Source organism: Sphaerisporangium dianthi, from assembly GCF_042654065.1.
Lineage (GTDB): Bacteria > Actinomycetota > Actinomycetes > Streptosporangiales > Streptosporangiaceae > Sphaerisporangium > Sphaerisporangium dianthi.
In genome coordinates this window covers 534,908-548,042 of the sequence record NZ_JBHSFP010000002.1, presented here as the reverse complement: position 1 = coordinate 548,042, position 13,135 = coordinate 534,908, and the positions used below count along the sequence as shown (strand labels likewise).

9 protein-coding genes, 1 tRNA gene and 2 pseudogenes are annotated in these 13,135 nt (G+C 69.9%); 6 read left to right on the top strand and 6 right to left on the bottom strand.

Annotated features, from left to right (window positions below; translation table 11 throughout):
- The first annotated feature begins 6 nt into the window (after positions 1 to 6).
- Positions 7 to 726, top strand: a complete 720-nt coding sequence (locus ACFO60_RS05475) for a response regulator transcription factor (RefSeq protein ID WP_380837744.1) — start codon at positions 7 to 9, stop codon at positions 724 to 726.
- A 160-nt stretch (positions 727 to 886) separates the two neighbouring features.
- On the opposite strand, the gene ACFO60_RS05470 is transcribed toward ACFO60_RS05475, so the two are convergent.
- The gene (locus ACFO60_RS05470) at positions 887 to 2,599 is read right to left on the bottom strand and encodes a bifunctional metallophosphatase/5'-nucleotidase (protein WP_380837742.1); all 1,713 of its coding nucleotides are present in this window, start codon (positions 2,597 to 2,599) and stop codon (positions 887 to 889) included.
- 112 nt (positions 2,600 to 2,711) lie between these two features.
- Here ACFO60_RS05470 and mshD point away from each other — a divergent pair.
- The 3 genes and pseudogenes from mshD to ACFO60_RS05455 form a co-directional block, all read left to right on the top strand.
- A pseudogene (gene mshD / locus ACFO60_RS05465) lies at positions 2,712 to 3,368 on the top strand (mycothiol synthase); the annotation flags it as partial.
- A gap of 27 nt (positions 3,369 to 3,395) precedes the next feature.
- Positions 3,396 to 3,761, top strand: coding sequence for a GNAT family N-acetyltransferase (locus ACFO60_RS05460; protein WP_380838089.1), 366 nt, complete (start codon positions 3,396 to 3,398; stop codon positions 3,759 to 3,761).
- 161 nt (positions 3,762 to 3,922) lie between these two features.
- The gene (locus tag ACFO60_RS05455; protein ID WP_380837740.1) at positions 3,923 to 7,684 is read left to right on the top strand and encodes a tetratricopeptide repeat protein; all 3,762 of its coding nucleotides are present in this window, start codon (positions 3,923 to 3,925) and stop codon (positions 7,682 to 7,684) included.
- Between the two features lie 110 nt (positions 7,685 to 7,794).
- On the opposite strand, the gene ACFO60_RS05450 is transcribed toward ACFO60_RS05455, so the two are convergent.
- The 3 genes from ACFO60_RS05450 to dcd form a co-directional block, all read right to left on the bottom strand.
- Complete coding sequence (locus tag ACFO60_RS05450) at positions 7,795 to 8,793, bottom strand: inorganic phosphate transporter (protein WP_380837738.1); 999 nt, start codon at positions 8,791 to 8,793, stop codon at positions 7,795 to 7,797.
- Positions 8,794 to 9,411: a DUF47 domain-containing protein gene (locus ACFO60_RS05445; protein ID WP_380837736.1), complete on the bottom strand. Its 618-nt coding sequence runs from the start codon at positions 9,409 to 9,411 to the stop codon at positions 8,794 to 8,796.
- A 612-nt stretch (positions 9,412 to 10,023) separates the two neighbouring features.
- On the bottom strand, positions 10,024 to 10,599 hold the full coding sequence (gene dcd, locus ACFO60_RS05440; protein WP_380837734.1) for a dCTP deaminase: 576 nt from the start codon (positions 10,597 to 10,599) through the stop codon (positions 10,024 to 10,026).
- Positions 10,600 to 10,733: 134 nt separating this feature from the next.
- On the opposite strand from dcd, the gene ACFO60_RS05435 reads away from it, so the two are divergent.
- Positions 10,734 to 10,807 (top strand) — tRNA-Gly (locus tag ACFO60_RS05435).
- 88 nt (positions 10,808 to 10,895) lie between these two features.
- On the opposite strand, the gene ACFO60_RS05430 is transcribed toward ACFO60_RS05435, so the two are convergent.
- Entirely contained in the window at positions 10,896 to 11,468 is a 573-nt protein-coding gene (locus ACFO60_RS05430; protein WP_380837732.1) for a tyrosine-type recombinase/integrase, read from the bottom strand.
- Between the two features lie 41 nt (positions 11,469 to 11,509).
- On the opposite strand from ACFO60_RS05430, the pseudogene ACFO60_RS05425 reads away from it, so the two are divergent.
- Positions 11,510 to 12,658, top strand: a pseudogene (locus ACFO60_RS05425) (IS3 family transposase).
- Positions 12,659 to 12,707: 49 nt separating this feature from the next.
- On the opposite strand, the gene ACFO60_RS05420 reads toward ACFO60_RS05425, so the two are convergent.
- Positions 12,708 to 12,968: a GntR family transcriptional regulator gene (locus tag ACFO60_RS05420; protein ID WP_380837729.1), complete on the bottom strand. Its 261-nt coding sequence runs from the start codon at positions 12,966 to 12,968 to the stop codon at positions 12,708 to 12,710.
- Between the last annotated feature and the right edge of the window lie 167 nt (positions 12,969 to 13,135).

The following is a 13,135-nucleotide window of genomic DNA, read 5'->3' as shown; positions in this document are numbered from 1 at the left end:
GGTGCTGTGAGTAACCTGCTCCTGCTCACGAATGCTCTGGAGCCCTCAGCGGAGGTTCTGCCCGCACTAGGGCTGTTGCTCCACTCGGTGCGGGTCGCCCCCGCGGAGGCGTCGGCGCTGATCGACGCCCCTCCAGCGGACGCCGTGCTGGTCGACGCGCGAAGGGAGCTGGTGCACGCCAAGAGCCTCTGCCGCCTCCTCCGCACGACCGGAATCGACTGCCCGCTGATGGTGATCGTCACCGAGGGCGGCCTGGCCGCGATGACCGCCGAATGGGGAGCCGACGACGTCCTCCTCGACACGGCCGGTCCCGCGGAGGTCGAGGCCCGCCTCAGGCTGGCCGTCGGCCGGCTGTCCATCGCCGCCACCGACGAGGTGCCCGACGAGATCCGCAGCGGTGACCTGTCGATCGACGAGGCCACCTACACCGCCCGGCTGCGCAGCCGCGCCCTGGACCTGACGTTCAAGGAGTTCGAGCTGCTCAAATACCTCGCCCAGCACCCCGGCCGGGTGTTCACCCGCGCCCAGCTGCTGCAGGAGGTCTGGGGGTACGACTACTTCGGCGGCACACGCACGGTCGACGTCCACGTGCGGCGCCTGCGCGCCAAGCTCGGCGCCGAGTACGAGTCGCTGATCGGCACCGTCCGCAACGTCGGCTACCGCTTCGTGCCCGACCGCGGCGGCGAGCCGGCCGAAGAGCGCGAGCCCGCGCCCGCCCACCACTGACGCGAGCCGAGACGGGCCGCCGATGACGTCGGCCCTGCGTCGGCACCCGCGCACGCCTCCGCGCCGTACGCGCGCCGTCCATGGGGACCGAGGGGGGAGCACGCCCCCGCGGGCGGTGCCGCGGGAGCGTGCCATGTCAACCGTCGGTCCAGGTCACCGGTCAGCCGGCCACCGTGATGCGGTTGAGCGCCGGCGGAGCGACCGGCGAGTGCGCGCCCAGGTAGGCGACGAACGCGTCGATGTCCAGCGGCCCGCTCCACAGGTCGGTGCCCTCCTTGAAGACGGAGAAGCCGTCGCCGCCGCCGACGAGGAAGTTGTTGGCCGCGACCCTGATCGACTGCGTGTCCGTGACCGGCGTACCGTTGATCTTGATGTCCGACACCCGCGAGCCGATCGGCTGCGAGAGGTTCATCGTGTAGGTCAGGGACGCCGACGGCTGCAGGATGCGCACCGTCGCGCCGCCGCTCTGCCACTGCTGCTCCAGCAGCGCGTCCAGCTTGGCGCCGGTCAGCGTCACGACCTGCATCAGGTTGTTGAACGGCTGCACCGTGAAGGCCTCGCCGTAGGTCACCACGCCGTTGCCCTCCGAGCCGCTCTGCGCGTAGGTGAGGTCCGCGCGCACGCCGCCCGGGTTCATCAGCGCGATCTCGGCGTTGCCGCCGGTCTTGGTGGCCTCGAGCTGGCCGTCGGCGATCACGTCGCCGAGCGTCGTCTCGCCGGACGGGCCGGCCGCGCGGGTGAGGTCGGCGCCGATGCTGCCCACCGCCTTGTTCGCGACCGTGGCGACCCGGTCCTTCCAGGTCTGCACGAACTGCGTGATCTCGGGGTCGGCGGCGACGTCGCGGGTGACGACGTGGTTGTCGGCCGCGACCGAGGAGCGCACGACCTCGCCGGTCTTCTTGTCCACGTTGAAGTCGATCGTGGTCAGCACGCGGCCGAACGACGACCCCTGGGTGTAGACGCGGTCCGTTCCGGCCGGGTCCACGGTCTTGCAGATGTACGCCTGGTGCGAGTGGCCCATGACCACCAGGTCGACGTCCGCGCTGAGGCCCTGGGCGATGCGGGTGCCCGCGCCCGGGGTGACCGGGCAGGCGTCGGGGCTCTGGTTCGGGGCGACGCTGTCACCCTCGTGGACCAGCGCCACGATGGCCCTGACGCCCGCGCGCTTGAGCAGGGCGGCCGCGCGGTTGCCCGAGGCGACCTCCTCGTCGAACGCGAGGCCCGCGATGCCCGAGGCGGTGACGATCGTCGGCGTGGTCCGGGTGACCAGGCCGATGAAGCCGACCTTGACGCCGTTGATCTTCTTGACGGCGACCGGCGGCAGGGCGTACCGGCCGCTGTTCTCCGAAAGGACGTTGGCGCCGAGGTACTCGTACTTGGCGCCCCTCCACTTCCCGGCCGGCGAGCAGCCGTCGACCGGGTGGCAGCCGCCGTTCTGGATGCGCTTGAGCTCGGTGATGCCCTCGTCGAACTCGTGGTTGCCGACGGAGGAGACCTTGAGGCCCAGCTTGCCGAGCAGCTCGACGGTGGGCTCGTCGTGGTAGGCGGCGGAGATCAGCGGCGAGGCGCCGATCAGGTCGCCGGCGGCCACGACCGTGGAGTGGTCGTTGACGAGTGACTTGAGATGGGTCGCCACGTAGGCGGCCCCGCCCGCCGGGACCGAGACCCCGCTCTCGTTGACGATGGCGCCGCCGGAGCCGGTCGGCGGCTCCAGGTTGCCGTGGAAGTCGTTGATCGAGATCAGCCGGACGGGGACGGTGACCGGAGGTTTCGGAGGCTTGGGGTGCGCCGCGGCGGGGCCGGCGGCGAACGCGAGACCGGCGGCCGCGATGATGCCGGCGACCGCGATCCGCGTGAACGATCGTGAGGTCATAACTCACGAGGTTAGAGACGGAACCTCAGCACAAAACGAAGCAGAGGTAACGATTTACCCCACTAGTTAATGGCGTCTTCTGCCAGATTAGAGTCTGAACATGAACGCGCGCGTGGACATCCGCGAGCGGCTCGACGACGAGGAAGTGGCCGCCGTGGTCGCCCTCGTCGACGCCGCCACCGAGGCCGACTCCGTCCGTCCCCTCAACGAACATGTCATGCTCCACCTGCGCTATGGCGGTGACACGGGCGCCAGAGTGGTGCTTCTCTACGAGGGCGACGCGCTGGCCGGATTCGCCCACATCGATCCCACCGACCCGGTCGAAGGGCCGAGCGGTGAGCTCGTCGTCCACCCCGCGCACCGGCGGCGGGGCCTCGGACGCCGGCTCACCGAGGTCGCGCTCGCCCAGAGCGACGGCCGGCTGCGCCTGTGGGCGCACGGCGACCAGCGGGAGGCCGAGCGGCTCGCCACCTCCCTCGGCTTCACCAGGGTGCGCTCCCTGTGGCAGATGCGCCGCTCGCTGTTCGCCCCCCTGCCCGGCTCCGAGCTGCCGCCCGGCGTGCGGATGCGCACGTTCGAACCGGGCTCGGACGAGCAGGCGTGGCTCGCGGTCAACGCCCGCGCGTTCGCCCGCCATCCCGAGCAGGGGTCGTGGACCATCGAAGACCTCAGGCGCCGCGAGCAGGAGCCCTGGTTCGACCCGGCCGGCTTCTTCCTCGCCGTACGCGACGCCCCGGCCCCGTCCGCCCGGCGGGAACCCGGCTCCGGGACGGCGGAGGGCTCCCCGTCCACGGGCGTGGGCTCGGGGACGGGCGACGCCACGGCGACGGGCGGCGGCTCCGGGGCGGGTGACGCCCCGGTGACGGCGAACGGCTCGCGGCTCGTCGGGTTCCACTGGACCAAGGTGCACGGCGACGACGACCCCGACGAGCCGCACGGCCACAACGCGATCGGCGAGGTGTACGTCGTCGGGGTCGACCCCTCCGAGCAGGGCGGCGGCCTCGGCCGCACGCTCACCCTGGCCGGCCTGGCCCACCTGCGGGCGCGCGGGCTCCCCCAGGTGATGCTCTACGTCGACGAGGACAACGCCTCGGCCATCCGCCTGTACGAGTCCCTCGGTTTCACCCGGTGGGACGTCGACGTCATGTACCGCCACGTCTGACCGCGCGGATCCCGGTGGAGCGCTCCGCTCCACCGGGCCGGGCGACAGCGCGAGATGTGTCATTTGACACATCTCGCGACCGGGCCGACCGTCACGCTTGAGGCGCGCGCACACCCCGGCGCGTGACCGCCCCGCCGCCGACAAGCACAGCGAGGCACAACGTGAACAGCTTCACTTCCGGAGGCCCCGGCACGTTCTGGTCCCTCCTTGGCCGCATCGAACGCGAATCCCTGCACGCCATCGGCTGGGTAAGGGAACTGTCCCCCCGCGAGACGCTCGGCGACCGCGACTCCCTGCCCGACAGCGTCACGGTCCTGCTCGACGGCTACGCCAAGGAGTTGTACGGCTCCGCCGACGGCGACGAGGCCATCATCGAGATCTTCGGCCCCGGCCACCTGGAGGGCGAGCTGGCCCTGTGGGACTGGCCCCACCGCGGGCGCATCGAGACCCTGACCGCCGTCCGGGCCCTGCACGTCCCGAAGGACAGGTTCGTCAACTTCCTCGCCGAAGAGCTGCCCGCCGGGGCCGCGCTCATGAAGAGCCTCGGCCACCGCCGCGTCCTGGTCGCCCGGCGGCGCGCCCCCGGCGCCGGCGTCCGCGCCCCCGCCAAGATCGCCCTGCACCTCATCGAGCTGGCGCTGCGCTTCGGGCGCCCCTGCGGGTCGGGCGTCGTCATCGGCCCGCCGCTCACCCAGGCCGATCTCGCCAGTTTCGCCGGAGTCGACCGCATCGCCGTCGCCCGCGCCTTCCACGTATGGCGGCCCAAGGCCGCCCGCGTGTCCTGCGCCCACCCGCACGCCGACATCATCGAGCAGCGCGGCTCCACGATCACCGTCAAGGACATGGACGCCCTGCGCGCCGCGGCCGGCCCCTGGGCGGCCGAATGGGAGTCCTCGCCGCTCGCCGCCGGCGGCCCACCCGGCAGGACGACCGCCAAACGGCAGCTGCCCGCGCTGAGGATCCCGGCGACCGGCATCGGCCCGGCGCAGCTCCCGCCGGTCGTGCCGTGCTTCACCGGCAGAGAGACCGAGCTGAAGTTCCTGGACGCGCTGGTCACCGAGGCCAACCGTCCACGGGCGGTCATCGTGGAGGGCATGGCCGGCGTCGGCAAGTCGGCCCTGGCCACCTTCTGGGGCCGCTCCGTCAAGGACGAGCACTTCAGCGGCGGGCAGCTGTACCTGGACCTGCACGGCACCGCCAACCGGCCGCTCACCGCCGCCGAGGCCGTCGGGCAACTCCTGCGCGGCCTCGGCGTCGGCGGCCACCAGATGCCCCTGGACGAGGCGGAGCTCGTGGCCGCCTACCACCGGCGCCTCGCCGACCGCCGGCTGCTGATCGTCGTGGAGAACGCCGGCGAGGATCCCGAGCTGATCCGGGCGCTCATCCCGCCGTCCAACCGCTGCCTCATGCTCGTCACCACCCAGGCGGGACTGGCCGGCCGGCCCGGCCTCACCCCCGCCGACGGCGTCGAGCCCCTCCCCCTGGACGTCCTGCCGGAGGACGAGGCGATCAAGCTCGTCGCCGCCGTCCTCGGCCCGGGCGACTCGCGTGTCCGGGAGAACCCCTCCGACGCCACCCGGCTCGTCCGGCAGTGCGCCATGCTCCCCCTCGCCCTGCGCATCACCGCCGCCAAACTGGTGCAGAACCCGACCGAGCAGATCGCCGACACCGTCCGCGACCTGGACGGGCAGGACCGGCTGTCCAAACTGGCCCGCGAGGACGAGCCGCGCGCCGCCGTGCGACCGGCCTTCGAGGTGTCCTACCGGGCGCTCCCGCCGGAGCTGCGGCGCACCTTCCGGTACCTCGGGCTCATGACCGGCCCGGACGTCGGCGTCGAGGCGTGCGCCTCGCTGCTGGACGACGCGGCGCCGGGCACCCTCCACCGGCTGAGGTCCCTCGCCCGCCTCCACCTGGTGGCCGTCACGGGCGCCGAGAACACCGGCGCGGGCGGCGGCGAGCGGTTCGTGGTCCACGAGCTGCTGCGGGCCTTCGCCAGGGAACGCGTCCTGCTGGAGGACGGCGAGGCGGAACGCACCGGAGCCGTCCGCCGCCTGCTCACCCACTATCTGGCCACCGCCATGCGCGCCGGGGACGCGCTCGGCCGCCCACGGCGCGTCCTGCACGCCCGCGCCGTCACGCCCCCCGCCGCCTCCGGCGCCGAACGCGACCGCCACCTGCGCTGGTTCGAGAGCGAGCGCCGCAACCTCGTCGCCGCCGCCCACCAGGCCGTCAAGCACGGCCTGCACTCCTACGCGTTCAACCTCGCCGACGCGGTCTTCGACTTCATGACCTCCCGCGGCTACGTACGGGACGTGATCGACGTGCACAAGGCCGGCCTCGCCTCGGCGCAGGCGGTGGACGAGTGGCCCGCGACCGCCCAGATGCTGCACCACCTGGCCATCGCCCACCGCACCACCGGCCAGAACGTCAAGGCGCTCAGCTACGGCGAGGACGCCCGGTGGGGGTTCAAGCGGCTCGGCGACAGCCTCGGCGAGGCCGGCGCCCTGGACAACCTGGCCGACGTGCGCGGCGTGCTCGGCCGCTACCGCCTCGCCATCGAGCACTCCGAAGAGGCCCTGCGCCTACACCGCCTGGCCGACAACCAGGCCGGGGAGGCCGAGGCGCTGGACACCATCTCGCAGAACCTGCGCCGGCTCGGCGAGTACGCCGGAGCGGAGCAGCACGCGCGGCAGGCCCTGACCATCAGAAGGGCGATCGACGACCAGGCCGGCGAGGCCGAGACGCTGCTCAACCTGGCCCGGCTGTACTACTACTGGGGCGCGCCACGCCAGGCCGCCGTCCACGGCCTCTCGGCCCTGGCCCTGCGCGTCGACCTCGGCGACGAGCCGCAGTCCGCCGACGCCTACCGCGAGCTGGCCCGCATCCACCGCCAGCTCGGGCTGCGCGACCTCGCCCGCCACGACGCCGCCCAGGCCCTGCGCATCTGCCGCGTCAGCGGCGACCGGCACGGCGAGGGCGAGACGCTCATCGTCCTCGGCAAGCTCCTGCGCGACGAAGGCGCGCACGCCGAGGCGCTCTCGCGCCTCTGGTACGCCGTGCGGCTCGCGCAGGAGATCGGCCACAAGCGGGGCGAGGCCGAGGCGCGCGCCGCCATCGGGCTGGTGTACTTCAAGCTCGGCCGGTACGCCGAGTCGCGCGAGCACCTCAACCTCGCCCTGGAGATCCGCAGGGAGATCGCCGACCGGGCCGGCGAGGCGCAGGACCTGGAGAACCTCAACCGCACCCTGCGGCGGCTGGCCCGCTACGAGGACGCCCTGCAACACGGGCTGCACGCGCTGCGGCTGTGGCGCGAGCTCGACGTCCGCACAGGAGAGGCGCGCGCGCTCGGCGGCCTCGCCCGCACCTACGTCCGGCTCGGCCGCTCGCAGGAGGCGCTGCGGACGGCCGAGGCGTCCCTGTCCATCCGCCAGCGCGACGGGAACGGCATGGGCCTCGGCCTGGACACCATGGCCCGCGTCCTGCTGCGCACCGGCCAGCCCGAGCAGGCGCTGGACAAGGCCGTGCGGGCGATCAGGGCGATCCGCGAGACCGGCGACCGCCAGTACGAGGGGGCCGCCGTCAACAACCTCGCGCGCGTCTTCCTCGCCCTCGGCCGGCCCGCCGAGGCCGAGACCTACGCGAGGAAGGCGCTCGACATCGTCAAGGACGTGGGCGACCTGCGGGAGCAGGCGGCGTGCCGGCACACGCTCGGGCTCGTCGCGCAGCACCGCGGCGACCACGCGGAGGCGCTGCGCGACCTGGACGAGAACCTGCGCCTCCACCGCGAGACCGGCAACCACACCGGCCAGGTGGAGGCGCTGCGCGCGCTGCGCCTGTCGCACCAGGCCATCGGCAACGTCCGCGAGGTGCAGGAGTGCGAGCAGCGCATCCAGAACATCCAGCGCTGGCTCGGCGGCTCGTGACCCCTCACCGGCTCGGCCGCTCGTGACCCCTCAGCGGCCCGGCGGCTCGTGACGCTTCTCCGGCTCGTGACGCCTCTCCGGTCCGGCGGCCCCTCGGCCGCTCTGGGCTGCTACTCGACGATCCAATGGATGACGTAGTACGACAGCGCGGCCACGAGCCCCGCGGCGGGAATCGTCAGGACCCACGCGGTGATGATGTTGCCGGCGACGCCCCACCGGACCGCCGACAGGCGCTTGGTCGCACCGACGCCCATGATGGCGCTGGTGATGGTGTGGGTGGTGGAGATCGGGGCCTTTGCCGCGATGGCCATCGTGTACAGGACGGCGGACGCCGCCGCCTCGGCCGCGAAGCCCTGCGCGGGTGTGAGGTGGATGATGCGGCGGCCCAGCGTCCGCATGATGCGCCAGCCACCGGAGTAGGTGCCCAGCGAGATCGCGGCGGCCGCGGCGAGGATCACCCATTGCGGGATGGGGTCGTCCAGCGCGAGGAAGCCTCCGGTGTACAGCGCCAGGAAGATGACGCCCATCGTCTTCTGCGCGTCCTGCAGGCCGTGGCCGAGCGCCATGGCGGCCGCCGACACCGTCTGGGCGTACCGGAACCCCTTGCTCGTCCGGTGCGGGTTGGCCCGGCGGAAGATCCACAGGATGGCGATCATGATGATGGCGCCGAGCAGGAATCCGACGAACGGAGAAAGGATCATCGGGATGACGACCTTCTCCACCACGCCGTCCCAGTGGACGACGCTCGACGCCGCGAGAGCCGAGCCCACCAGCCCGCCGATCAACCCATGGCTGCTCGACGAGGGCAGGCCGAAGTACCAGGTGATGAGGTTCCACGTGATCGCGCCGATCAGGCCGGCGCCCACGATGACCAGGCCGTGCGTACCGGTCGGCGGCTCGATGATGCCGGTGCCGACGGTCCTGGCCACTTCCGTGCTGATATGGGCGCCGACGAAGTTCATGGCAGCGGCCATGAACAAGGCGGCCCGTGGGGTCAGAGCGCGGGTCGAGACCGAGGTCGCGATCGCGTTCGCGGCGTCGTGGAAGCCGTTGGTGTAGTCGAACACCAGGGCGATGACGATGACGCCGATGACAAGTGCTAGCTCCACTTAGCTTTCCTTGACCGCGATCGACTCGATCGTGTTCGCCACGTGCTCGAAGGCGTCTGCGGCCATTTCCAGCTGATCGATGACCTCCTTCATCTTCATGACGGTGAGCGCGTCGTACTCTCCGCCGAAGAGCTTGGCGAGCAGGCGTCGGTAGACCTGGTCCGCCTGGTTCTCCAGCCGGTTGATCTCGATCCAGTACTCGTTGAGGTTGTTCATGCCGCGCAGGCGGGGCATGGCCTCGGCGGTCAGCTCGGCCGCGCGCTCGAGCACCTCGACCTGTCGGACGACCTCCTTGGGCAGGTGGTCGATCTGGTAGAGGCCGATCAGATCAGCGGCGGCCTCCATGTAGTCCATCACGTCGTCGAGATTCGAGGCGAGACGATAAATGTCCTCGCGATCGAACGGCGTGATGAAACTCTCGTTGAGACGATTCATGATCGCGTGAGTACGCTCGTCGCCGGCGTGCTCGCAGGCACGCATCTTCTCGGCCAGGGCTTCCCTGTCCGAGCCATCGCTGATGATCTCCACCAGCAGACGGGATGCGGTGACGAGATTGTTCGCCGAGTCGGCGAACAAGTCGTAGTAGCTGTCCTCACGAGGCGTGAGACGCAGGCGCACGTCGTTCTCCAGATGTGCGGGGACGGTCCGCAGAGAAGAGTAAGGGGTACCGGCTGAAATGCGAAGTTCGTGACACGCACTCCCTGTTGTAACCCTCCCTTCTCTCAGGCGTTGCCCTCCGTTCGCCCGTTCACACCGAGGGATCGGAACTCCACCCTCAGATGTTCCCGGTCCACTCGACTATGTCCCACACCGGCCCCCGATCCCCGCCGCCCCACCGAGCACCGTCCCCCCTCAAGATCTTTCCCTCGGACCACCACACCCCTCAAACCCCCGAGCCCCAGCAACCCCAACCGCCCAACGCCCACCTGAAGGCCAGCCACCCCACGAGACCCCTCCGCCCAGAGCCCTCCACAAGACGACGCTCACCCCTCTACCGAAGGCCTCACACCCACGACCGAACGAACCCGCCCCCCCGAGGCAGGGAACCGCTCACACCCGAGGCCGCCTGAACCCGCTCACACCCGAGACCGGACGAAACCACTCACACCCGAGACCGGGACGAACCCACTCACACCCGAGGCCGGACGAACCCGGCCGCCCCCGAGACCGGACGACTCCACTCACACCGAGGCAGGACGGACCGCTCACCCCAAGGCTGGACGAACCCGCTCACACCCGGGTGCGATGGAAGTTCAGGAACGACCGGCTCGGCGTCGGCCCCCGCTGCCCCTGATAACGCGACCCGTACTTCTCGCTGCCGTAAGGATGCTCCGCCGGCGAGCTGAGCCGGAACAGGCACAGCTGACCGATCTTCATCCCCGGCCACAACTTGATCGGCAACGTGGCGACGTTCGACAGCTCCAGAGTGACGTGCCCCTCGAACCCGGGGTCGATGAAACCCGCCGTCGAATGCGTCAACAGCCCGAGCCGCCCGAGACTCGACTTCCCCTCCAGCCTGCTGGCGATGTCGTCCGGCAGGCCGATCACCTCATAGCTCGACGCCAGGACGAACTCCCCGGGATGCAGGATGAACGGCTCATCGCCATCGGGCTCCACCAGCCGCGTCAGCTCCGGCTGCTCGACCGCGGGATCGATGTGGGGATAACGATGGTTCTCGAACACCCTGAAGTACCGATCCAGGCGCACGTCGATGCTCGACGGCTGGATCATCTCCTTGTCGAGCGGGTCGATCTTGACCCTGCCCGACTCGATCTCGCCCCTGATGTCACGATCCGATAGCAGCACCTCAGCAACCTACCAACCCGACCCCCACCACCACGGCCCGTCGACACCGCTCCCCACCGAACTCGCCCCGCACCAAGGGAGGTGGCACGCCCCAAGTTCCGCTAGAGTAGGTGCGTCGTCAGCCACTGATCGACGCGGGTGTAGTTCAATGGCAGAACATCAGCTTCCCAAGCTGACAGCGCGGGTTCGATTCCCGTCACCCGCTCCACGCCTAAGGCCCAGGTCAGGGAACGATTCCCGACCCGGGCCTTGATTGTTTCTGGGCCTAATCGATCTTCCGTGCAATTAACGTGCAATTAGCCCACGGGCACGAGCACACCCGCCGGCCCGTCGTCGTCCTCCTCACCTTCTCCCGTGATGTGCTTGTCGATCGCGTCGGTGATCGACTTGTCGGCCCCGCGTACGGCGTGCTGGTAGATCATCGCGGCCCTCACGTTGTCGTGGCCCATCCGCGCCATCAGATCCTTGAGGCCCGCGCCGGACTCTGCCGCGATCATGTTGCCGGTGTGCCGGAGATCATGAACGTGGAGGCCCTCCGCACCGATGACCCGAACGGCTTCCCGCCACGACGCGAGCCGGTTGAAGCCGCTACGTCTAATCGGACCGCCCTTGATCCCCGAGAAGACCAGCGCATCAGGTTCCGCCTTGACGAAGACCGCGAGGTGTTCGCGAAGCGCCGGAATGATCGCTTGCGGGACGCCGACGATGCGTCGGCCGGCTTTGGACTTGGGAGGCCCGAGCACCAGCGGCCCGGTCGAGCGCTCGACGTAGGCCGCCCGGACGCGCACCGTTCCTGCTTTGAGGTCGATGTCACTACTGAACCGCGCCGGGTTTCGTGGAGTGATGTTCCCCGGCTTTCGTGGAGTCACTTTGGTTGACTTGCATGCCTGGACTCCCAGAAGAGGTCAGCATGCCGAGGAGCTATCCCCCCGAGTTCCGTCGTAAGGTCCTGGACCTGCTCAAGGCCGGACGAACTGGTGCAGCAGGTAGCCGCCGACTTGCAGATCAGCGACCAGGCGATCTACAACTGGCGCAGACAAGACCGTATCGATGCAGGCCTGGAGCCGGGCATCACGTCCACCGACCAGGTCGAGTTGGTCGCCGCTCGGCGACGGATCGCCGACTTGGAGACCAAGCTGGCGGTGATCCGGCGGGCCAGTGAGCTTCTGCGAGAGGCGGTGTCCCCAAAAGGCGGTTCGAGGCCATCGCGATGATGGCCGTCGAAGGCTTCCCTGTCCAGGTCAGCTGCCGGGTGATGGGTGTCTCAGAGTCGGGCTACCATGCCTGGCGCAGCCGCCCACTATCGGCTCGCGCTGTGCGCCATGCATGGCTGACCGAGGTGATCCACGAGATTCACGCCGCCTCCCGAGGCGTCTACGGCGGTCGTCGGGTGCACGCCGAACCGACCCTCGGCCGCGGCATCGCAGTCGGGCACGGCGCGGTCGCCGTGCTGATGCACCGTGCCGGCATCAAGGGGCTATCCGGCCATCGCCGCCGTCGTCCCACCCCGCAGGTGCCCACCGCCACCGACATGGTCGACCGGCTGTTCACCCGATCCAGTCCGAACCAGCCGTGGGTCACCGACATCACCGAGCACCCGACGAGGGAAGGCAAGGTCTACTGCTGCGTCGTGCTCGATGTCTACTCCCGCCGCGTGGTCGGCTGGTCCATCGACTCCGCCCAGACCGCGGCCCTGGTCACCAACGCTCTAGGCATGGCCATTCACAACCGCAGCCCGCAGGCCAACACGGTGATCCATTCCGACCACGGCGTGCGGTACAGCTCTTGGGCCTTCACCGAACGAGCCAAGACCTCCGGACTGGTGCCGTCCATGGGCTCGATCGGCGACTGCTACGACAACGCCGTCATCGAGTCGTTCTGGGGCCGGATGCAAACCGAGCTACTCAACCGCCAAAGGTGGAGAACCCGCGTCGAACTGGCGAATGCCATCTTCGAGTACCTGGAGATCTTCCACAACCGGCAACGACGCCACAGCGCCCTGGGGATGCGGACCCCGATCGAGTACGAGATGCTCCACTCAAACACCCAGCTGGCATGACAACCAACCAAGCCGACTCCACGGAACTCGGGGCACATCAGAGTCTCCATCAATCCCGGCGCGGTTCATTTTCGGGACCGGTCAGGTACGCCTGTCCGGGGCGGGGCTGTTCCATCGAGGTCATCGCCGAACGACCGCGCACGAAGCGCCCCTTGCCCTGCTGGGAGTCGATCCAGCCCTGTTCGCGCAGCACGCGCAGTGCGGCGACGACGGTGGGCCGGGAGACGCCGAACTCGTTGATGAGCTGGTTCTCGCTGGGCAGGAGTGAGCCCGGAGGGTAGTCCCCCGACTCGATGCGCCGTTGAAACAAGCTGGGCGTACTTCGGAGGCACGGACTCTAGTGACATCACGACCGTCCATCACCCGACAGGTTGTTTGACCAAGTCAGAGCGTAACCTGGCTTTCCCCGCCTGTCACGTCACCGGAAGGCAAGGGAAACGAGAGCAGAAAGGTCCCGACAGGCAGAGAGAGGGAAGA

Coding starts and splice junctions, on each gene's coding strand:
- ACFO60_RS05470 (WP_380837742.1), bottom strand. CDS start 2,599: ATGACCTCACGATCGTTCACGCGGATCGCGGTCGCCGGCATCATCGCG.